Origin of the sequence: Mycobacterium sp. (assembly GCF_035314665.1) — a bacterium.
In the GTDB taxonomy this organism is placed as follows: domain Bacteria; phylum Actinomycetota; class Actinomycetes; order Mycobacteriales; family Mycobacteriaceae; genus Mycobacterium.
On sequence record NZ_DATFZD010000076.1, the window covers coordinates 1 to 21,258 of the forward strand.

At 67.1% G+C, this 21,258-nt stretch carries 19 protein-coding genes and 1 pseudogene; 13 read left to right on the forward strand and 7 right to left on the reverse strand.

The genetic code is table 11. From position 1 onward, the window contains the following. Together VKI00_RS05600 and VKI00_RS05605 are read right to left on the reverse strand one after the other, a co-directional pair. Positions 1-524: pseudogene (locus VKI00_RS05600) on the reverse strand (HoxN/HupN/NixA family nickel/cobalt transporter); the annotation flags it as partial. Positions 525-672: 148 nt separating this feature from the next. Further along, complete coding sequence (locus VKI00_RS05605) at positions 673-1,791, reverse strand: alkaline phosphatase family protein (protein ID WP_324436017.1); 1,119 nt, start codon at positions 1,789-1,791, stop codon at positions 673-675. Between the two features lie 31 nt (positions 1,792-1,822). On the opposite strand from VKI00_RS05605, the gene VKI00_RS05610 reads away from it, so the two are divergent. Next, positions 1,823-2,305 carry a Fur family transcriptional regulator gene (locus tag VKI00_RS05610; protein ID WP_324436018.1) on the forward strand — a complete coding sequence of 161 codons (483 nt, stop codon included), beginning with the start codon at positions 1,823-1,825 and terminating at the stop codon, positions 2,303-2,305. Here the strand turns inward: VKI00_RS05610 and mtr are convergent. The 3 genes from mtr to VKI00_RS05625 are packed head-to-tail and all read right to left on the reverse strand — an operon-like array spanning position 2,288 to position 5,948. Further along, complete coding sequence (mtr, locus tag VKI00_RS05615; RefSeq protein ID WP_324436034.1) at positions 2,288-3,667, reverse strand: mycothione reductase; 1,380 nt, start codon at positions 3,665-3,667, stop codon at positions 2,288-2,290. The genes VKI00_RS05610 and mtr overlap by 18 nt on opposite strands. A 10-nt stretch (positions 3,668-3,677) precedes the next feature. Continuing rightward, the gene (locus VKI00_RS05620) at positions 3,678-4,688 is read right to left on the reverse strand and encodes an alpha/beta hydrolase (protein ID WP_324436019.1); all 1,011 of its coding nucleotides are present in this window, start codon (positions 4,686-4,688) and stop codon (positions 3,678-3,680) included. A 30-nt stretch (positions 4,689-4,718) separates the two neighbouring features. Further along, on the reverse strand, positions 4,719-5,948 hold the full coding sequence (locus VKI00_RS05625; protein ID WP_324436020.1) for a hypothetical protein: 1,230 nt from the start codon (positions 5,946-5,948) through the stop codon (positions 4,719-4,721). 80 nt (positions 5,949-6,028) lie between these two features. Here VKI00_RS05625 and mqo point away from each other — a divergent pair, with 80 nt between their 5' ends. From mqo to VKI00_RS05660, 7 genes are all read left to right on the forward strand, one after another. Beyond that, the gene (gene mqo, locus VKI00_RS05630) at positions 6,029-7,546 is read left to right on the forward strand and encodes a malate dehydrogenase (quinone) (RefSeq protein WP_324436021.1); all 1,518 of its coding nucleotides are present in this window, start codon (positions 6,029-6,031) and stop codon (positions 7,544-7,546) included. Beyond that, positions 7,543-8,019, forward strand: a complete 477-nt coding sequence (locus tag VKI00_RS05635) for a GNAT family N-acetyltransferase (protein ID WP_324436022.1) — start codon at positions 7,543-7,545, stop codon at positions 8,017-8,019. The genes mqo and VKI00_RS05635 overlap by 4 nt, the downstream gene beginning before the upstream one ends. Before the next feature lie 82 nt (positions 8,020-8,101). After that, positions 8,102-9,313: a uroporphyrinogen-III C-methyltransferase gene (cobA, locus tag VKI00_RS05640; RefSeq protein WP_324436023.1), complete on the forward strand. Its 1,212-nt coding sequence runs from the start codon at positions 8,102-8,104 to the stop codon at positions 9,311-9,313. Positions 9,314-9,418: 105 nt separating this feature from the next. Next, positions 9,419-10,933: an MFS transporter gene (locus tag VKI00_RS05645; protein ID WP_414687125.1), complete on the forward strand. Its 1,515-nt coding sequence runs from the start codon at positions 9,419-9,421 to the stop codon at positions 10,931-10,933. A gap of 118 nt (positions 10,934-11,051) precedes the next feature. Beyond that, on the forward strand, positions 11,052-12,023 hold the full coding sequence (locus tag VKI00_RS05650) for a PE-PPE domain-containing protein (RefSeq protein ID WP_324436025.1): 972 nt from the start codon (positions 11,052-11,054) through the stop codon (positions 12,021-12,023). Beyond that, on the forward strand, positions 12,020-12,178 hold the full coding sequence (locus VKI00_RS05655; protein ID WP_324436026.1) for a hypothetical protein: 159 nt from the start codon (positions 12,020-12,022) through the stop codon (positions 12,176-12,178). The genes VKI00_RS05650 and VKI00_RS05655 overlap by 4 nt, the downstream gene beginning before the upstream one ends. A gap of 244 nt (positions 12,179-12,422) precedes the next feature. Next, entirely contained in the window at positions 12,423-14,174 is a 1,752-nt protein-coding gene (locus VKI00_RS05660) for a proline--tRNA ligase (RefSeq protein ID WP_324436035.1), read from the forward strand. Here VKI00_RS05660 and VKI00_RS05665 read toward each other — a convergent pair. Both VKI00_RS05665 and VKI00_RS05670 read right to left on the reverse strand, forming a co-directional pair. After that, entirely contained in the window at positions 14,171-14,629 is a 459-nt protein-coding gene (locus VKI00_RS05665) for a ferritin-like domain-containing protein (protein ID WP_324436027.1), read from the reverse strand. The two genes, VKI00_RS05660 and VKI00_RS05665, sit on opposite strands and share 4 nt — an antisense overlap. Next, complete coding sequence (locus VKI00_RS05670) at positions 14,626-15,156, reverse strand: hypothetical protein (protein WP_324436028.1); 531 nt, start codon at positions 15,154-15,156, stop codon at positions 14,626-14,628. The genes VKI00_RS05665 and VKI00_RS05670 overlap by 4 nt, the downstream gene beginning before the upstream one ends. A 184-nt stretch (positions 15,157-15,340) precedes the next feature. On the opposite strand from VKI00_RS05670, the gene rimP reads away from it, so the two are divergent. From rimP to VKI00_RS05695, 5 genes are all read left to right on the forward strand, one after another. Beyond that, positions 15,341-15,880 (forward strand): ribosome maturation factor RimP, encoded by a 540-nt coding sequence (rimP, locus tag VKI00_RS05675; protein WP_324436029.1) that lies wholly within the window; start codon positions 15,341-15,343, stop codon positions 15,878-15,880. Then, positions 15,877-16,941, forward strand: coding sequence for a transcription termination factor NusA (gene nusA / locus VKI00_RS05680; RefSeq protein WP_324436030.1), 1,065 nt, complete (start codon positions 15,877-15,879; stop codon positions 16,939-16,941). The genes rimP and nusA overlap by 4 nt, the downstream gene beginning before the upstream one ends. A 13-nt stretch (positions 16,942-16,954) precedes the next feature. Next, positions 16,955-18,040, forward strand: a complete 1,086-nt coding sequence (locus VKI00_RS05685) for a glycoside hydrolase family 172 protein (RefSeq protein ID WP_324436031.1) — start codon at positions 16,955-16,957, stop codon at positions 18,038-18,040. Continuing rightward, entirely contained in the window at positions 18,037-20,676 is a 2,640-nt protein-coding gene (locus tag VKI00_RS05690) for a GH116 family glycosyl-hydrolase (protein ID WP_324436032.1), read from the forward strand. The genes VKI00_RS05685 and VKI00_RS05690 overlap by 4 nt, the downstream gene beginning before the upstream one ends. A gap of 267 nt (positions 20,677-20,943) precedes the next feature. After that, the gene (locus tag VKI00_RS05695; protein ID WP_324436033.1) at positions 20,944-21,201 is read left to right on the forward strand and encodes a DUF448 domain-containing protein; all 258 of its coding nucleotides are present in this window, start codon (positions 20,944-20,946) and stop codon (positions 21,199-21,201) included. Positions 21,202-21,258 lie beyond the last annotated feature (57 nt).

Consider the following 21,258-nt stretch of genomic DNA (forward strand, 5'->3'; position numbering starts at 1 on the left):
AACACCCGCAGAATGCCGACCAGGATCACCACATTGATGGCGGCGATCAAACACAAGAAGACGCCGGAGACGCTGGTGCCGATCAAGCTGGTGTAGTGATGCAAGGCCGAAGAGTCTTGCTCGACCGGCCCGATGATTACCTTGAGCCCGGTTGCGATCAGCAGAGCCAGCCCGAACACCACCGACGAGTGGCCGAGCGAGAAGAAGAACCCCACCGCGAGCGGCCGCTGCCCGTCGTTCATCAGCTTGCGGGTGGTGTTGTCGATCGCGGCGATGTGGTCGGCGTCGAACGCGTGGCGCAGTCCCAGGGTGTAGGCCGTCAGCCCGATGCCGATACCGAACGCCTTGTCTCCGACGCTCAGGTGCGCCGGCTCGACGATGAATACCAATGTGCCCCAACCGATCACATGCAGCGCCACGATCACCGCGAACATGGATCCGAGGCGCAGCCACTCGTCGGGCGTCAAGGCGCTCCGGAGCCGAGACCACGACGACCATTGCCTGCTGAGCGGGTCAGCGGCCATGTCGCGTCCCATCTGGAGAGAAAACCCCGGCCTTCGGTGAGCGTAAACCGCACGTCAACGTCATGCGGACGATTCGCAGGAATTTCTGCAAGTTCTTTGCATCTGGTAGATGCGAGATCTTGTACAGTCCGCCGGACGATCGCTCCGGTCAACCGTGAAAAGTGATCAGCGGGATCGCCATCTCGACCGCGGTGGCCGCACCATGGAAGCCGACGAGTTGAGCCACTTCGGGTGGCTCATGCGCGGTTGCCAGCACTGCCGTATCGCCGATGCAGGTGACGACGACATCGCCGATCCGCGGTAGGTGCTCGGGCCGCACCGGTCCGAACAGCCCGGCCGCGACGGCGTCGTCGCGGCTGCGCACTTCGGCCCGGCCGGTCAGCAGCTCGCTCCAAGCGGCGGCCACGTCGGATGCCGCGCCCGGCTCGGTGTGCAGGTAGCGCACCCGTGGGTCGCCGGCGACCGCGCGTACGCCCGCACTCAACCGCGGGTCGGAGTCGAGGTCGATCCGCTTGTGCGGCGGCACATTCAGACCGCCGTGGTCGGCGGTGATCAGCAGCGCGGCGTCGGGCGGCAACGCCGCGACGACTCGAGTCAGCAGGGTATCGACGCGGACAGCCGCGGCGTGCCACTCCGGTGAATCGATGCCGAACAGGTGTGCCGCGGTGTCGAGATCGGCGATGTAGGCGTAGACCAACCCGGGCGCCGCATGCAACTGGTCGACTACTAATTGCGCGTAGTCGTCGTCGTGGTTTGCGGCGCAAAGCTGCGCGCCGCGGTAGGTCGCTTCGGTGAGGCCGCTGCCGAGGAACGCCGCGGGCAGCACGGCCCGGCCGTCGACCCCGGCCTGCCGCAGCCGCTCGAACCACGTTGGGACGGGCTGCCATTGGGCAGCCGGGGGATCGCCGCGCCAAAAGATATGGTTGAGCACCCGGTCGGAGTCGGGGAGCTTGACGGTGAATCCCAAGATTCCGTGCTCGCCCGGCGTGACCCCGGTCGTCAAGGACGTCAGGCTGGTCGGCGTGGTGGACGGGAAGGTGCACGCGAGTTCGCTCAGCCGCCCGGCATCACCGCCCAGCACAGACGCCAGCAGCGGCGCGTCGGTCGCCAGCGCCGGAAGCAAGTGCCAGCCCATCCCATCGACGAGCACGACCACGACACGGCGCACGTCGCCGACCCACTCGGTGACCCCCAGCGCGTCGGTCGCCCCGGAAACTGAAAGCAGCGCGGCCGCGGTGGGCATCACGTCGCAGATCGATCCGGGCATCACGTCAGTTTGGCAGGCGCATACTGGACCGGTGGCCAAGCCCTCGGCATTGGATCCGGCCGTCACCGAGCGGATCGGTGAGCTGCTGCGGGCCCACGGCCTGCGCCGGATGGCGTCGCGGATCGCGGTCTTGGCGGTGATCGAGCCCGCCAACACCCATCTGTCCGTCGCGGAGATCGACCAGCGGCTGCGCGAGTGCCTGCCCGCCGAAGACCAACCACCGGATTTAGCGACGATCTACCGGACGGTGACCACGCTGGTCGACCAGGGGGTGCTGCACGCGCTGGCCCTCGAGGGCGGGGTCACCACCTACGGCCTGGCCGCCGACCCGCACCACCACGCGGTGTGCACGCAATGCGGCTCGATCATCGAAGTGCCGGCACAGCAGCTGACCTCAGCGTTGGAACACGCGAGTGCGGGCAGTTCGTTCACGCTGTCCGAGCGAGCCGGCCTCACCCTGCACGGCCTATGCCCGGAGTGTCAGCGGGACGGACCGTCAGTACAGGTCAAGTAGCGCGTTCTCGACGACCTCCGGCAGCGCCGGGTGAATCCAGTACTGGCCGCGAGCCATCTGCCGAGTAGACAGCCCGAAGCTCATTGCCTGGATCAGCGGCTGGATGATCGACGAGGCCTGGTGTCCCATGATGTGTGCGCCGAGGAGTCGCCCGGTCCCGCGGTCGCCGACGAGCTTGACGATGCCGGCGGTGTCCTCCATCGCCCACCCGTAAGCGACGCCTCCATAGTCCTGGATGGTGCAGGACACATCGAAACAACATGCGACAGCCTCATTCTCGGTCAACCCGACGGTGGCGATCTGCGGATCGGTGAACACCGCGGCAGGAACGAAGCGGTGGTCGGTGGCGACCAGAGCTTCGGTGTCATCCCAGTCGCAGAGCAGATTGTGCTGCACGACGCGTGCCTCGTGGTTGGCCACGTGCTTGAGCTCATACGGCGACGACACGTCGCCGAGGGCGAAAACCCCACGGGCAGAGGTCCTTTGGTATTCGTCTACGACGATTCGGCCGTCGTCGACCTCGACGCCGGCCTGCTCGGCGTCCAGCAGATCCCCGTTCGGCGCCCGTCCGGTGGCCACCAGCAGGGCGTCGGTGCTCAGCCTTGAACCGTCGTCGAGTTCCAGCACGATGGTGGCGCCGTCCTGGTGCGAGCCGACGACATTGCGGCGGGTGCGCAATTCCCATTTCGTCGACGCGATGTGGGTGAACCGTTCGCAGACCGTGTCGTCGAGGTGCCGCAGTAGTGCGCCGCCGCGGATCACCAAGGTGATCCGGACACCGAGCGCGGAGAAGATGTGCGCGAATTCGGCTGCCACGAAACCGCCTCCGACGATGACCAGGTGTCGGGGCAATTCCGGTATCCGCATGATGGTGTCGCTGGTGTAGTAGTGGACGCCGCAATCGAGGATGGCCGGCGGGACCATCGCTCGCGCTCCCGCGGCGATGACGACCTGCTCGGCGGTGAACTCGTCGCCGCCTTCGGTGCGCAGCAGATAGCGGCCGTCGGGCTGGACCGGGCCGAAACGTGTGTGCCGGTCGTAGACGTCGACGTTGGGGGAGGCCCGCCTGTAGTCTTCGCCGCTGATCGCGATCGGGTCGATGCGCCCGAACACGCGTGACACGATGTCATCCCAACGCACCCGGTCGATGTGCGCGTCGACGCCGTAACGGGCGGCGGTGCGGATGGTTTCGGCGACTTCGGCGGCGTAGACGAACATCTTGGTGGGGATGCACCCGACGTTGAGGCAGGTTCCGCCGAACGTTCCCTGTTCGCAGATCGCCACACGTTTGCGCGCGTAGCGCTCGTCGAGAATGCTGTTGCCCGAACCGGTTCCGATGATCGCGAGGTCGTAGGCTTCCATCCGGCGGCCCTCAGCCGTTCCGGCGCGTGACGTCGAAGGCCGCACCAAGGTAGTCATCGAGCCAGGTGTCCAACCGTTGGTAGGCCACCTGTCGCGGCTGCGGCATCGACAGGAACACATCGTGTTTGGCGTCGACCACCGGAATGACGGTGCTGCGGTTGCCGATGCAGCCGGCCCACCGGGCGATGTGCGCCACGTTGAGAACCGCGTCGCCGCATTGCAGGGCGATGGGGTCGGCGCTCTCCGCCACGCTGTGATCCGACCGCAGGATCAGGTTGGGCACGCCGACGTCGAGGCCTCGATGGAGCTGCGCCTGGCCCCGTCGGACCGCGCGTAGCCAGCCGAAGGTGATGGGGAAGCCGCCCAACGGTTTCCACTTCAGGTTGTAGTCGAACTCGCCGTTGTAGTCGCGATGCAGGCTGGCGCCATAACCACCGACACCGTCGCCCGGGGCGCGGGCGACCCGTTTGTCTCCGGTTCGCGCGATCGCGGCGATCAGCGCCGCCGTCGTCGGCCAGCGCACCACCCGCGGACCGGGCAGGTCCAGAAATGGGCTGTTGAGCACCAGCCCGGTCACGCCTTCGCGGGCGGTCGCGCCGCGTCGCCGCAACCGGTCCAGCCACAGCGACACGATCAGCCCGCCGGCGGAATGGCCGTACACCAGCACGCGGGCCGAACCGGACTGCTCGCGGATCACCGCCAGCGCGCGGTCGAGTTCGGCGTCGTAGCGTGCCAGGTCGGTGGTGAAATGCGGGGTTTGGCCGGTCCGCCACGACCGCCCACACTTGTGCAAGTCGAGTGCATAGAAGGCGAAGCCGCGGTCGGCGAAGTGATCGCCCACCCCGGTGTGGAAGAAGTAGTCGGTGTATCCGTGCACGGCCAGGACGGCATCGGTGGCCTTCGCAGGGTCGCCGCGGCGCAGCAGGGTTGCGACGATTTCGCCCTCGCCGTCGGGATCGTCACCCAGCGGGATGGTGAATTGCCGGTAGCCGGGAAGGACGTCGGGCTGCCAGCCAGTCACGCACGCCAGCTTAAAGCGTCCGATCCGCGGCTATCGCTGGCCCGGGAAGGCGACGGCCTTGATCACGCCGCCGCCATTCAGCGGAGGCCCGAGCAGCACGTTCGACGTGTTCGTGCCGGGGTTGTAGTCGACAAGCGATTGGCCGCTGCCGCAGGCCGCCGTGGCTAGCAGGTCCAGATCGGCGCCGTTCACCCCTGCCACGATGACACTGCGACCAGATTGCACGCCGGATACCGCGACCGGCGCCGTGGTGCCGTCGGCGTTGAGCTTGGCGAGGTACAGATAGCCGCATGCGCCTGCGGCCTGCACGAACGTGCCTGCTGGGAGCTGCCATGCGCTGGCGTCGCGGAGGTCGGGTTCCTTCTTCCCGTCGTTGGCGGCGGTGAGAGCGGTGGCCGGGCTGCCGTCGACCGGCACCAACCACAGCCGCGACGTGAATCCGGGACCATCGCACGACGCGAGGACGGTCGCGAGCGAACTCTCGTCCCACCATCGCAACGGGCTGCAGTTGGTCTGGTCCGGGATCGGCAGCGTCGGCCCGGGCGTCCCGTCGTTGCCCATCAGCGCCAAGCCGGCCGATGTGCCCAGGGCAAGCCGCATCCCGTCGGGCGTCGAAAGAAAGTTCCCGTTGAACGGGCTGCCGAGCTTGTCTGTCGGGTAGGTGAGCTGGTGGGTACCGGTTAGGTCGACTCGATCGAGAGTCGCGGGTTTCGAGTCCGGGCCGGGCGGCACGGACAACAGCAGTGCCTTGCCATTAGGGCGGCTGAAGCGGGGAAAACCCTGCACCGGCAACGTCGTCTGCTTACCGGTGTGCAGGTCGACCATGATCGCCGACGGCGGTGTGGCGTACTGCGCGTCGAACAGGGCGTGGCTGCCGTCGCCTGACCAGTCGACCAACTCCGGACTTGCCTGTTGGCCCGGCGGCGGAAACGTGGTGATCGGATAGCGACCGCCTGTGGGGGTGATCAGGTAGAGCGTCGAGGCGGCTTTGTCGCGGGTCGGCGAGCCCGGGGGTAGCTTCGCGCCCGGGCGCCCGCCGGGAACCGGGCTCCAGGTGGCGAGCATCCACCCGGGACCGACCTGCGACCACGGGATCGTTGCGATCGCGGCTTCGACACCGTGAGCCGCTACCTGCGCAGCCCCCGTCGGGGACGGCGCAGGGGAGACCCCGTGTGCCGCATCCGAATTGGACGAGGAGGAACACCCGCCCACCAGCGCCGCCGCCAGCGCGACGGCTGGAGCCAACTTTCGCCAGTTCATACGAACAACGGTAATCGAGCCGGCCGGGATAGCCTGGCGATCTGAACAGCCCCGATTGCAAAGAAAGGATGAACAGCCCGTTGGCAGTCCCGCCAGGCCAGTCAGACCCGCAGGTCGCAGCCAAGGCCGACGTCGTGCTGGTCGGGGCCGGGATCATGAGCGCCACCCTTGGTGCGTTGCTGCGGCGGCTGGAACCCGACTGGTCGATCACCCTGGTCGAGCGGCTCGATGCGGCTGGAGCCGAGAGCAGCGACCCCTGGAACAACGCCGGCACCGGCCATTCCGGGCTGTGCGAGCTGTTTTACACGCCGCAGCAGCCGGACGGCTCCATCGACATCGGCAAAGCGGTACGCGTCAATGAGCAATTTCAGGTCACCCGCCAGTTCTGGGCCTATGCGGCGGAGAACGGCATGCTGCCCGACGTGCGGGGCTTTCTGCGCCCGGTTCCGCATGTGAGCTTTGTGCAGGGCGCAGATCGCGTTGAGTATCTGCGTCGCCGCCGGCACGCGCTGGCCGGTAATCTGCTGTTTGCGCGCAGCGAATGGATCGACGACCCCGACGAATTCGCCCGTCGGCTGCCGTTGATGGCGGCCAAGCGCGACTTTTCCGAACCCTTTGCGCTCGACTGGGCTGCCGGCGGTACCGACGTCGATTTCGGGGCCCTCTGTCGACAGCTGATCGGCTACGGGGTGCGCAACGGCACCACCGCCTTGTTCGGTCACGAGGTTCGCAATGCGTCCCGCCAGCGCGACGGCAGCTGGACACTGACTGTTCGCAACCGCCGCACCGGTGAAGACCGCAAAGTGAACGCCAAATTCGTGTTCGTCGGTGCGGGAGGACAGGCGCTGCGGCTGTTGCAGAAGTCCGGCATCGAGGAAGCCAAGGGCTTTGGCGGCTTTCCGATCGCCGGAAAGTTCTTGCGCAGTGGCAATTCGACGCTTACCGATGCGCACCGCGCGAAGGTTTACGGCCTACCCGCGGTCGGCGCACCGGCGATGACGGCGGCACATCTTGACGCGCGGATCGTCAACGGCAAGCCATGGCTGCTGTTTGGGCCGTTCGCCGGATGGTCGCCGAAGTTCCTCAAACACGGCCATGTCACTGATCTGCCGCGCTCTGTCACACCGGGCAACCTGGCGACCATGATCGGCGCCGGCGTCACCCAGATGAGACTGGTCAACTACCTGATTGGTCAGCTGCGGTTGTCTCAGCCGGCTCGGGTCGGCGCGTTGCGCGAATTCGTGCCCAGCGCAGTGGATTCCGACTGGGAGCTGCGGACGGCCGGTCAACGGGTGCAGGTGATCCGGCCGAACAAGCGCAAAGGCGGTGCGCTCGAATTCGACACCACCGTGTTGGGCGCTGCGGATGGCAGCATCGCCGGCCTGCTCGGAGCGTCCCCGGGAGCATCGACCGCGGTATCGGCGATGCTCGACGTACTGCAGCGTTGCTTTCCCGACCGGTACCAGGCCTGGCTGCCTACGCTGAAAGGCATGGTGCCATCGTTGGGAGCCAACCTCTCCGACGAGCCGGCACTGTTCGAGGAGGTGTGGTCATGGAGCACCAAGGCGCTGGGGCTCAAAGCGGCGGGCGAGCCGTGACCGCTGCCTTACACCGCACGTGGGCCAAAGACCTTGATGTCCCAACACTTTACGCGCTGCTCAAGCTGCGGGTGGAGGTCTTCGTGGTGGAACAGGCCCGCCCGTATCCGGAGTTGGACGGGCGCGATCTATTGGCCGAGACGCGGCATTTCTGGCTGGAAGCTCCCGACGGGGACGTGATCTGTACGCTGCGGCTGATGGAGGAGCACGCGGGCGGGCAGAAGGCATTTCGGCTGGGGCGGCTGTGCACCGAGCGCAGCGTGCGCGGCCAGGGCCACACCACCCGGCTGTTGCGCGCCGCGCTGGCCGAGGTGGGCGACTATCCCTGCCGGATCGACGCGCAGATCTACCTGACGGACATGTATGCCCAGCACGGATTCGTCCGTGATGGAGACGATTTCGTCGACGACGGCGTTACGCACGTGCCGATGATCAAGCACGGCGCCGGCCACGTTGGAGGCGCGCAGTCGTGAAGCGTATTTATTCAAGTGCGATCATCGGCCATGACCAGCTGCGGCTGGCTTCGCCGCGCTGGCGAACGCCTAAAATCGCCGGGTGACGTCGCCCGAGAACCCTTATCTGGTCGGCTTAAGGCTGACCGGCAAGAAGGTTGTCGTGGTTGGCGGCGGCAACGTTGCGCAGCGCCGACTTCCGCTACTCGTCGCCAGCGGCGCGGACGTCCACGTCATCACGCGCACGGCCACCCCCGCGGTCGAGGCGATGAGCCGAATTACCTTGTCGCTGCGCGAGTATCGCGACGGCGATCTGGCGGATGCCTGGTATGCGATCGCGGCTACCGACGACGCGCAGGTGAACGCCGCGGTGGTTGCCGAGGCCGACCGGCACCAAATCTTCTGCGTCCGCGCCGACATTGCGGTCGAGGGCAGCGCGGTGACCCCGGCGTCGTTCGACTATGCCGGCCTGTCGGTCGGCGTCCTGGCCGGCGGCGAACACCGTCGCTCGGCGGCGATCCGCTCGGCGATCCGCGAGGCGCTGCAGCGAGGGGTAATCACCCTGGAAAGGTTTGAGAGCGCCGACGTCGTGCGCGGTGGGGTGGCGCTGATCGGCGGCGGGCCCGGAGATCCGGAACTGATCACCGTCCGCGGCCGGCGCCTGCTGGCCCAGGCCGACGTCGTCGTCGCCGATCGGCTGGCGCCGCCGGAGCTGCTCGCCGAGCTGCCCCCGCATGTCGAGGTGATCGACGCCGCCAAGATCCCCTACGGACGCGCGATGGCCCAGGACGCCATCAATGAGGTCATGATCGAGCGGGCCCGAGCCGGACGATTTGTCGTCCGCCTCAAAGGGGGGGACCCGTTCGTATTCGCCCGGGGATACGAGGAACTTCTGGCGTGTGTCGACGCCGGCATTCCGGTGACGGTCGTGCCGGGTGTGACGAGTGCCATAGCGGTGCCCGCGTCAGTGGGTGTTCCGGTCACTCATCGCGCGATAAATCACGAGTTTGTGGTGGTGAGCGGACATCTTCCGCCGGGACACCCCGAATCGTTAGTGAATTGGGACGCATTAGCGGCGATGTCCGGCACGATCGTTTTGCTGATGGCGGTGGAACGCATCGAACTTTTCGCCGAAGCCCTGCTGAAAGGCGGCCGACCTGCTAATACGCCGGTGCTGGTGGTCCAGCACGGCACGACGGCCGCTGAGCACACGTTGCGGGCTACCCTGGCTGAGGCACCGGAAAAGATCCGTTCCGAGGGAATTCGGCCCCCCGCGATCATCGTGATCGGTACCGTAGCGGCATTCGGCGCTTAAAAGATTCCTAAGATTACTGTAGGGTAAGTTCTTATGACGGCTCTCAACGACGCAGAGCGGGCTGTCCACGAATGGACGTCTGAACCCTCGGAGCGAGGAGTTCATATGCCCCCAGCGCACCCAGCCAAGACCGCCGTGAGCCCCACCAACAGGTCTTATCCGACGTGGCTGCTGTCGCGGCGCTTCATTGCCGCGGTCGTCGCGATCGGCGGGATGCAGCTGATGGCGACGATGGACGGCACCATCGCGATCGTTGCGCTTCCTAAGATCCAGAACGAGCTCGGTCTGTCTGACGCCGGCCGGAGCTGGGTGATCACCGCTTATGTGCTGACCTTCGGTGGTCTGATGCTGCTCGGCGGCCGCTTGGGTGACACCATCGGTCGGAAGCGGACCTTCATCGTCGGCGTCGCGTTGTTCACCATCGCCTCCGCGCTGTGCGGTATCGCATGGGACGACTTCACCCTGGTCACCGCCCGGTTGCTGCAGGGCATTGGGGCCGCAATCGCCTCGCCGACCGGCTTGGCGCTGGTGGCTACCACGTTCCCGAAGGGGCCATCGCGCAACGCGGCGATGGCGGTGTTCGGCGCGATGACCGGCATCGGCTCGGTAATGGGTTTGGTGGTCGGCGGTGCGCTCACGGAGGTGTCGTGGCGGTTGGCGTTCCTGGTCAACGTGCCGATCGGGCTGGTGATGATTTACCTCGCCCGCACCACGCTGCGGGAAACCCACCGTGAGCGGATGAAGCTGGACGCGACTGGGGCCGTGTTGGCCACGTTGGTGTGTACCGCCGCCGTTTTCGCGTTCTCGATGGGACCCGAGAAGGGCTGGATCTCGTTCACCACGATCGGTTCCGGCGTGGTGGCCTTGGCTGCTTTTGTCGCGTTCGCGATCGTTGAGCGCACCGCCGAGAACCCCATCGTCCCGTTCGATCTGTTCTTCGACCGCAACCGGCTGGCCACCTTCGTGGCCATCTTCCTGGGCGGCGGCGTCCTGTTTACCCTGACCGTGCTGATCGGGCTGTACGTCCAGGACATCATGGGCTATAGCGCCCTGCGAGCCGGCGTCGGCTTTATCCCGTTCGCGATCGCGTTGGGCATCGGCATGGGTGGCTCCTCGCAGCTGGTGTCGTGGTTCCCGCCGCGGGTCGTGGTGATCAGCGGCGGGATCCTGTTGCTGGGCGCGATGATCTACGGTTCGACGCTCGACGGCCATATGCCGTACCTCGACTTGGTGGTGCTGATCACCGTCGGCGGGATCGGGATCGGGATGATCATCATCCCGTTGGCGCTCTCGGCGATCGCCGGCGTCGGCTTCGACCGGATCGGACCCACCTCTGCGATCACGCTGATGCTGCAAAACCTGGGCGGCCCGGTGGTGCTGGCGGTGATCCAGGCCGTCATCACGTCGCGCACGCTGTACCTGGGTGGCACAACGGGCCCGGTGAAAAACATGAACAAGGTGCAGTTGCATGCGCTCGACCACGGCTACACCTACGGCCTGCTGTGGGTAGCCGGGGTGGCCGTCGTTGTCGGCGGGGTTTCTCTTCTTATCGGCTACAGCGCCGAGCAGGTCGCCCACGCCCAGGAAGTGAAGGACGCCATCGACGCCGGGGAGCTGTAGCTCCGGGCGTTCCCCGCTTCGCCCGGCTTTCAGCCGCGCTCGCGATCGCCGCTGTGCAGCCGCGCGACTTGGAGGAAGGCTAGAAGCTGCTGCAAGAGACGTACGGCTGGACCTTCTGATGCGCAAAGTCGGATTCGCGCTGCTCGCGAGCGCTGGCCTCATGTTGCATCCGGCGGCCGCCCACGCAGACCCGACCGACGGCTTAGTGCCATCGATAACCTACGTCATGGGTGCCACCGGCCTCCCCGATCCGGAAAGCGACTTGAGTTATTGGGACGCCACCATCGCCTACGTCCCATCCGGCAGCACCCCGGTCCCCTTCGACACGCCGGAGGATTTATCCCCTCTCGTCGGCGACCTGACGTTCGATGAGTCGGTCGCTGAAGGCGTTGCCGCTCTCAACGCCCAGATCGAACCGCTGCTCGCCGCCGGGATCCCGGTCGGCGTTCTCGGCGTCTCCCAGAGCGCGGTCATCGCGTCGCTCGAGATGGCGGATCTTGAGCAATCCGACCCGAACGCGCCGGCATCGTTCGTTTTGCTCGGTGACCCGATGAACCCCGATGGCGGCCTGTTCGAGCGCTTCCCCGGCCTGCAGTTCGATGGCATCACTTTCTCGGGTGCGACACCGGCCGACGACTTCCCGACCACCATCTACACCCATGAATACGATCCGTTCGCGGACTTCTGCCAATACCCCGTTGACGTCGTCTGCGACGTCAACGCCATCGCCGGCATCACCGACCACTCCTACACCGCCGCAGACCTGCAAACAGCCGTCGATTTGGGAACCTACGGCGACACCACCTACTATATGATTCCCACGCCCGAGGCGCCGTTGCTGCAACTGATCAGCGACGTTCCCGTTGTCGGCACCCCGCTCGCCGACCTGCTGGGACCAGACCTGACCGACCTGATCAACCTCGGCTACGGCGACCCGGACCAAGGTTGGTCAACCGGGGCGCCCGACGTTGCTACGCCAGCCGGTCTGCTGCCGCCAGCCACCGACCTCGACATGATGCCCAGCCTGCTGCTCAGCGGGACCGAACAAGGCATCCAAGACTGCATCAACGCACTGACCGCCAGCCTGTGAAAGGCTTTTCTGACGAGCCGTTCGTCGGTTACACGTTGCGAGGCCATCCGCCGCAGAAGCAGAAGCGGCCGTGGTTCCTCGACCGTCAGCTCCACGGGCTGATCGCCTGGGTGAATCACGGCGTGGACGGCGGCCGCTGGGTAGTTGGTGCGTAAGGTGATGCCCGGCCTGTGCGTGCGCTACGAGCAGGGTGGCCAGGACGGGTGGAGCGGTGTGTGGCGGCTCACCGACACCGGCATCGAGCGCGTTCACACCTTCTCGCGATCGCCGCTGTGCTGGTGGCGGCGACCCGCTTCGCCCGGCTTTCAGCCGCGCTCGCGATCGCCGCTGTGCTGGTGGCGGCCACCCGCTGCGCCCGGCTTTCAGCCGCGCTCGCGATCGCCGCTAGGCTTGCGCGCTGTGATCACCCGGATGTCCGAGCTGTTCTTGCGCACGCTGCGCGACGACCCCGCCGACGCCGAAGTTGCCAGCCACAAGCTGTTGATTCGCGCCGGCTACATCCGACCGGTCGCGCCCGGTCTTTACAGCTGGCTGCCGCTCGGGCTGCGGGTGCTGCGCAACATCGAACGCGTCGTGCGGGAAGAGATGAACGCCATCGGCGGTCAGGAGATTCTGTTCCCGGCGCTGCTGCCGCGGGCGCCCTACGAGACGACGAACCGGTGGACCGAGTACGGCGACGGCATTTTTCGGCTCAGGGATCGCCGCGGCAACGACTATCTGCTCGCGCCGACGCACGAAGAAGTCTTCACCTTGACGGTGAAGGGGGAGTACAGCTCCTACAAGGACTTTCCGCTGACGCTGTACCAAATCCAGACCAAATACCGCGACGAGGCGCGGCCAAGGGCCGGCATCCTGCGGGCACGCGAGTTCGTGATGAAGGATTCCTACTCCTTCGACGTCGACGACGCCGGGCTCAAGGCCGCCTACCACGCACACCGAGAGGCCTACCAACGGATTTTCGGCCGGTTGCAGGTGAACTACGTCATCGTGTCCGCGGTATCCGGCGCGATGGGCGGCTCGGCCTCCGAGGAGTTCCTCGCCGAGAGCCCGATCGGCGAGGACACCTTCGTGCGCTGCCCCGCGTCCGGTTATGCCGCCAACGTCGAGGCCGTGGTAACCGCCCGCCCGGATACCCTGCCGATCGACGGACAGCCCGAGCCGGTGGTCCACGACACCGGCGACACCCCGACCATCGCGACCTTGGTCGAGTGGGCCAACGGCGCGGACCTGGGCCGCACCGTCACCGCGGCCGACACCCTGAAGAACGTCCTGCTCAAGGTGCGCCAACCCGGTGGCGAATGGGAGCTACTGGGTATCGGGCTGCCCGGAGACCGCGAGGTCGACGAGCGGCGGCTGGGCGCTGCGCTCGACCCGGCCGAGTATGCATTGCTCGACGACGCCGACTTCGCCAAGTATCCGTTCCTGGTAAAGGGATACATCGGCCCGAAGTCATTGCAGGACAACGGCGTTCGCTACCTCATCGATCCGCGGGTGGTGGACGGCACCAGCTGGATCACCGGCGCTGACAAACCCGGGCAGCATGTCGTCGGGCTGGTCGCCGGTCGCGACTTCACCGCCGAGGGCACTATCGAGGCCGCCGAAGTACGCGACGGCGATCCGTCACCCGACGGCGCCGGACCGTTGGTCTCCGCCCGCGGCATCGAGATCGGCCACATCTTCCAGCTGGGCCGCAAATACACCGACGCCTTCATCGTCGACGTGCTCGGTGAAGACGGCAAACCGGTGCGGCTGACCATGGGCTCCTACGGTGTCGGGGTGTCGCGGTTGGTGGCCGTCATCGCCGAGCAGCAGCACGACGAGCTGGGGCTGCGCTGGCCGTCCGAGGTTGCGCCGTTCGATGTGCATCTGGTGATCGCCAATAAGGATGCCGAGGCGCGCACCGGCGCGATCGCGCTGGCGGCCGATCTGGACCGGCTGGGCATCGAGGTGCTGCTCGACGACCGGCAGGCCTCGCCCGGGGTGAAGTTCAAGGACGCCGAACTGCTCGGTGTGCCGTGGATCGTCGTGGTGGGACGCGGCTGGGCGGACGGGACGGTCGAGCTGCGCGATCGGTTCAGCGGCGAAACCCGTGAGCTGGCGGTCGGCGCCGCGCTGGCCACCGACATCACCGTTGCGGTGTCAGGCGATTAGTCGCTGCCGGGGAACGCCGTAGTGATCGGGTTGGCCCCCAATACCTGGTTCCAGCGGGCGGCCAGCACGGCGCTTTGAGTCAGCGCGGTCACCGCGAATTGCCGGTCCTCCGGCTTCTGAGCCTGCTCGATAACCGCGCGCCAGGCCACCTCGGTGTCCTTCTCCATTCGCACCGCCAGGCGGACGGCATCGGTCGGGGTGTTGACCGGCATCGGCAGTTGGTAGCCCGCGGCGGCCACCGGAGCACTGACCGAGCGGCCGGAGAGCATCGCGATCACCTGATCGCGACGCTGGCGATGCTGATTCATCGCGAAAGACACCAAGGTGTTGACGTCCGGATCGCAATGGGCGGACACGATGCCGTAGCCGTAGATGACGGCGTGTTCGGTGGTCAGGGCAGCGGACAGCGCGGAGTCGGCGGGCGTGTTGGCGGGCGACGGCTCGACCGAGGTCATGCTGCCGACCCCCCGAACACCAACGCAACGCTGTAGGAGGCCGTGCAGGCGGCGGCGATGGAGCCCAGCAGGCCGGCCCGATAACCCGAAGACGTCATCGCCAAGTGACTGGCGCTGGCCGCCGACCCGCGCAAGGAATTGATCACGTCGGCCAGTGACGGTGGCGACGCCGCCGCGGCCGACGTGGTGGTGGTCGGGCTGGTGGTCGTGCTGCTCGACGTCGGGTTGTTGACGGCGAGCCGGGCGATCTCGGTGGCCAGCGCCTGCGCGTGTTGCGTGCGTTCGGAGGCGACCTCGGCGAGCGCCGCACTGACCGGTTTGTCCGCGGCGGCGGCGGCCGCCGCCGTCGCCAGCTCGCTGTCGTGCCGGGCGAGCTCCAACTGCGATTCAAGTTCGTCAACCGCCGGCGGTGCGGGCGGTGAACTACAGGCCGACCCGGTTATCCCCAGCAGCGCGACAGCGGCGCCGCCGGCCAGCACCCGTCGCCTGCTGAAAACCGGTCTGTCAGTGGGCAGCGTGCGTGGCACAGCAACATCCTGCCATTGCTGCGCCGGAGCCCTGGATGCCCCGGCCAACAGCCTGGCTGACCTGGCCGCGATCACGGCTTATACCGGATTCCTGGCGTATCGTTAATGGCTGGTTCACCGGGAACGCGCACTATCGCGAACCGGAGGGCCGCCTGACCGGACAACTCAAGATGAGGAGCTCGCCGTGGCCATCGGGCTACCGTCGCAGACGCAGGTGATCGAGCTACTCGATGGTGAGTTCGCGCGCGCAGGCTATGAAATTGAGGATGTCGTCATCGATTCGCGGGCCCGTCCGCCGCGGATAACCGTGATTGCCGACGGCGACACCGCACTCGACCTGGACACCATCGCCGCGCTGTCCCATTCGGCGTCGACCTTGCTGGATGCGGTCAAAAGCATTGCGGGTAACTACGTGCTCGAAGTCAGCTCGCCCGGCGTCGACCGCCCGCTGACCAGCGAGAAGCACTTCCGGCGCGCGCGGGGACGCAAGGTCGAAGTGGCGTTGGCCGACGGAACGCAGGTCACGGGTCGAGTCGGCGAGATGGCCGACAACACGCTGATGCTGGTGGTCCGCGACGATCGGGCCCGCGACTGGACTGTGTGCCCGGTGCCGATCGGCGAGATCGTCAAAGCCGTTGTCCAGGTTGAGTTTTCGCCTGCTTCCAAACGTGAGTTGGAGCTGGCGGCGGTGGACCCGAGTGCAGAGATGGAGGGCAGAACATGAATATCGACATGGCCGCTCTGCACGCGATCGTGGTGGAACGAGGAATCTCGTTCGACGACTTGCTCGAAGATGTCAAGGCCGCGGTGCTCAGCGCGTACCGGCACACCGAAGGTCATCAGCCGGACGCGCACATCGAAATCGACCGGAAAACCGGTGCGGTCCAGGTGTTCGCCCGCGAACTCGACGATGACGGCATTGTGCTCAGCGAGTGGGAAGACACCCCGGAGGGTTTCGGGCGAATCGCGGCTACCACCGCGCGGCAGGTCATGCTGCAACGGCTCCGCGACGCCGAAAACGAGCGCACATTCGGCGAGTTCTCCACCCATGAGGGCGAGATCGTCGCCGGTGTGGTGCAACGCGATAGCCGGGCCAATGCGCGCGGTTTCGTCGTCGTCCGAATGGGCAGCGAGACCAAGGGGTCCGAAGGCGTGATCCCGGCCGCCGAGCAGGTTCCCGGTGAGGTTTATGACCACGGCGAGCGGCTGCGCTGCTACGTGGTGGGAGTCAGCCGCGGATCCCGCGAGCCAGTGATCACGCTGTCTCGCACCCATCCCAACTTAGTGCGCAAACTGTTTTCGCTGGAGGTCCCCGAGATCGCCGACGGGTCGGTGGAGATTGTCGCGGTCGCGCGCGAAGCCGGCCACCGTTCGAAGATCGCGGTTGCTTCTCGAGTTCCCGGCCTGAACGCCAAGGGCGCCTGCATCGGCCCGATGGGTCAGCGGGTGCGCAACGTGATGAGCGAGCTGTCCGGGGAGAAGATCGACATCATCGACTACGACGAGGACCCGGCTCGGTTCGTGGCCAACGCGCTATCGCCGGCCAAGGTGGTTTCGGTGACCGTGATCGACCAGAACGCCCGGGCGGCCCGGGTGGTGGTGCCCGACTTCCAGCTCTCGCTGGCCATCGGCAAGGAGGGCCAAAACGCGCGGCTGGCGGCCCGGCTCACCGGATGGCGGATCGACATCCGCGGGGATTTACCCGATCAGGCGGCGGAACATCACGAGCACGGCGCCCCGCACGGGGAACACGGCGCCGCGCACGGAATGGCGCACGACCGCTAACCCCTCGACAGCTGTGACCGACCTCCGTTCGCTGGCCCGATTGAGCAGCGCCCAGTCCCGCTCGATCAGCCCGGAAAACTTCGACGGGACGAAGGGCGGCGGCGGTCGGGCCATCGAGGGCACGGGCGCGGCTTGCGCGGCCGACCTGGGAGCGGGCTGGAAGATTTCTCCCAGCGTCGAGATCGATGGACACACCACGTTCGAGCTGGCGAACATCGACGGGCCGGCACTGATCACGCACCTTTGGCTGACCACCCACCACAGCAATTGGCGCACCCTCATCCTGCGCGCGTATTGGGACGGTGCAGACCAGCCCGCGATCGAAGTACCCGTCGGCGACTTCTTCGGTCAGGGCTGGTGCGAGTTCGCGCAGCTGTCCTCGCTGCCGATCGCGGTCAATCCGCACGGCGGCTTCAACAGCTACTGGCCGATGCCGGTGCCCCGGCATGCCCGGCTCACACTGGAGAACCGCGCGCCGCAGACCGCCACCGTCTATTACCAGATCAGCTACGAGATCGACGTGGACGTCAAAGCCGACGGCTATCTGCACTGCCAGCTTCACCGCAGCAACCCGCTCGCCGCGGGCACCCTGCACCCGATCCTTGATCGCGTGCAGGGTGCGGGGAAATACGTCGGCACCTATCTCGCCTGGGGTGCCAACCACCCCGGCTGGTGGGGCGAGGGCGAGGTCAAGTTCTACATCGACGGCGACGAGGAGTTCCCGACGATCTGCGGCACCGGCACCGAGGACTACTTCGGCGGCGCCTGGAACTTCGATGTGCCCGGGCAGGGATACACCACCTACTCGACACCGTTTCTCGGCCTGCACCAGGTCATCCGCCCGGATGGGCTTTACCGCAGCCAACAGCGGTTCGGCATGTACCGCTGGCATGTGCTCGACCCGATCCACTTCCGCGCCGACCTACGAGTGGACGTTCAGGCCCTCGGGTGGATGTCGGGGCGCCGCTACCGGCCGTTGCATGACGACATCGCCTCCACCGCGATCTTCTACCTGGACCGCCCGTCGGTGCCGCGCGCACCGCTGCCCAACGCCGACGATCTCGAGGTGGGCGCGGAGCCGATGGACCCGCCGACGTGACCTGGCCGGACGACCTGCGCGCGGCCGAGTGCGACGGGACGGAGTTCGGCCACCTGGCGATGCCGCTCGGCGGCATCGGCACCGGTAACCTCGCCATCTGCGCCGACGGCGGTCTGCGGCAGTGGCAGCTGCACAACATCGGGAACCACGCCGGCGCGCTACCCGGATCGTTCTTGGCGCTGCGAGTCAGCCGGTGGGAGCCGCCGCTGGACGAGCTGCGCATCCTGCAGGCGCCGCCGCGGAACTCGACGAGCACCCCGCTGGTCAGCGATGACGTGGTGCCGGAGTGGCAACGCAAATTGCTCAGCCGGTATCCCGGGGTGGCCCGCACGACCTTCTCGGGTACCTACCCGATCGCCCGGGTGCGCTACCTCGACCCCGCCCTTCCGCTGGACATCGCGCTGGAGGCGTTCAACCCGTTGGTTCCGCTGGATGTCGACGCCAGCTCCATCCCGGCTGCGCTGTTCACGGTCCGGCTGGTTAACACCGACGACCACCCGTTGCACGGAACCCTTGGCGCCGCCGTGCAGAACGCCGTGGGCTGGGATGGCATCACCCCGATCGACGGCGTCCATGCGCCGGGGTACGGCGGCAACACCAACCGGCTGCTGCGCGGCGACGGCTGGACGAGCGTGGTGCTGGAGAACGCCGCGCTGCCCGATGACTTCCCGGGCGCCGGGCAGATGGTGCTGGCCGCCGACCACCCGCGAGCCGCCGCCCTGACCCGGTGGCGGCACACGGACGACTTCGTCACCTTCCTGCGTTCGCGGGCGCTGTCCAGCGGCGCGCCGCGGCTGGCCATGGCGGCGGGCATCGCTGACCCACAGCGGCATGCCCCGCAATCGGCGAGCGGCGCCAGCGCGGAGGGCAGCACCTTCAACGCTGGCCTCGGTGTCCCGTTCCTGCTGGAGCCCGGCGAGGCGCGGCTCATCCGGGTGGCGCTGACCTGGTATTTCCCCAACCGGTACGTCAACTTCGAGCAGTTCGGGCCGGACCGGCCGGAGTGGGGGCGCTCCCGGTTCTGGCTGGGCAACCACTACGCGACCCGCTACGCCGACGCGCAGGCCGTGTTCGAGCGGGTGCGCCGAGACTGGTCGACGCTGCGCGAGGCCACCGGCGCGTGGACCGGCACACTGGCCCGCTCTGGCCTGGATGACGCCGCCGTTACGCATTTCGCCGCCCAGCTCGCGACCGTGCGCAGCCCCACCTGCTTTCGCGCCGCGGACGGGCGGTTCTTCGCCTTCGAGGGCGTGCTGGGCGCCTCCACCGCGATGTGGTCAGGGGCCTACGGCGGCTCTTGTCCGCTCAACTGCACGCACGTATGGAACTACGCGCAGGCGCTCGCGGCGGCGTTTCCCGAACTCGAGCGGAGCATGCGCGAGACCGAGTTCGAGATCATGCAGGCGCCGGCAGGCTACGTACCGCACCGGGTGCTCGCCCCGACCTACCTACCGCAGCTGTGGGGCGAGCCGATCGGCGGCCCCGATCAGCCGGCGCTGGACGGCATGCTCGGCACTGTCCTGAAGGCCTACCGCGAATACCGTAGCGGCGCCGGCGGCGCAGATAGGGCCTGGCTGCGCCGCCACTGGCCCAACATCACCCGTCTGCTGCATCACGTCGACCGCACCTGGAACGTCGACGGCAGCGGGATGCTCAGCGGCATCCAGCCCAGCACCCACGACATTGACCTCACCGGGCACAACCCGTTCATGGGAACGCTGTGGCTGGCCGCGCTGCGGGCCGCCGAACAGATCGCCCGACTCCTCGACGACATCGACGCGGCGGCGGCGTACGAAGCCACCTTCGCCCAGGCCAGCAAGTCCTACGACGCGGCGCTGTTCACCGGCGAGTATTACGTGCAGCGGCTGCTGCCCGGCGACAACCCCGACTATCAGTGGGGCGACGGGTGCCTGGCCGACCAACTGATCGGGCAGTGGTGGGCGCACCAGCTCGACCTCGGCCACCTGCTGCCGGCCGAGCACGTGCGCACTGCCCTCGCCGCCGTGGTGCGGCACAACCTGCGCCGCGGGTTCCGCGATTTCAGTCATCCGTACCGGATGTTCGCCGACGGTGACGATATGGGGCTGCTGGTGTGTGCCTGGCCGCATGGCGGCCGGCCGGCGGTCCCGATCCGGTACGCCGACGAGGTGTGGACCGGCTCGGAGTACCAGGTGGCCGCGCACTGCTTGCGCGAGGGCTTGTATCACGAGGGGCGCGCCGTGCTGGACGCCGTGTGGGGACGCTATGACGGGCGGCGGCGCAACCCGTTCAACGAGATCGAGTGCGGCGACCACTACGCCCGCTCGCTCGCTGGCTGGTCGGCGCTGCAGGCGCTGGCGGGGTTCACCCACGACGCTCCGGCCGGCGCGTACACCTTCCGCCGCCCGGACACCGCCCTGCCGTTCCTCGCCGGCTCCGGTTGGGGCCTGTGGTCGCAGCAGGGTGGCCAGCTCGTCATGGCTTGCACCGGCGGGCAGCTCGACCTGCACCGGCTCACCGTCGTCGGCGGCGCGGGCGAGTACCACGCGTCCGTCGATGGGACGGCCGTGCCGACCCGGTGCACCGACGCAGGCATCGAATTCCCCGATGGCACAAGGCTGATCGCCGCGCAGACACTCGTCCTGGCGGCCCGCTGAGGATTTGGACTGTGAGCGGTATTGCCTGATAGCACGTGGTGGGTGAGTTCGTCGACGGTGCTTCGGTGGTGTTGTCAGCGCGAGCCCAATTGCGGGCACATTCGGGTGGTTCTGACCACCGGTTCGGTGAAGGTAAACTAAGCCGTGATCCAGCGCGAGATTTCGGCCGCTGAGAAAAAAGCGCATCGACGCACCGATGGACCGGTGCGGACGTGTGTCGGTTGCCGAAAGCGAGAGTTGGCCGTCGAACTGCTTCGAGTGGTGGCTGTGTCGACTGGGAACGGTAAATGCGCCGTGACCGTTGACCCAGCCGGTAGTCTTCCGGGGCGGGGTGCATGGCTGCATCCCACTCGGAAGTGCGCACAAGAAGCGATCCGGCGGCGAGCGTTCGCGCGAGCGCTGCGGATCGCCGGAGCACCGGACGCATCAGCGGTGATCGAGCACATCGAGTCTCTCGACGCGCTCGGCCCACCCGCCAACAGAACAGGTAGCAAAGAACATGAGCACACCGTGAAGTCCCGATGACCATGCGTCATAGCTAAACCCGAGGCGCGGCCGACCACAGCTGTCGCCTCATAGACA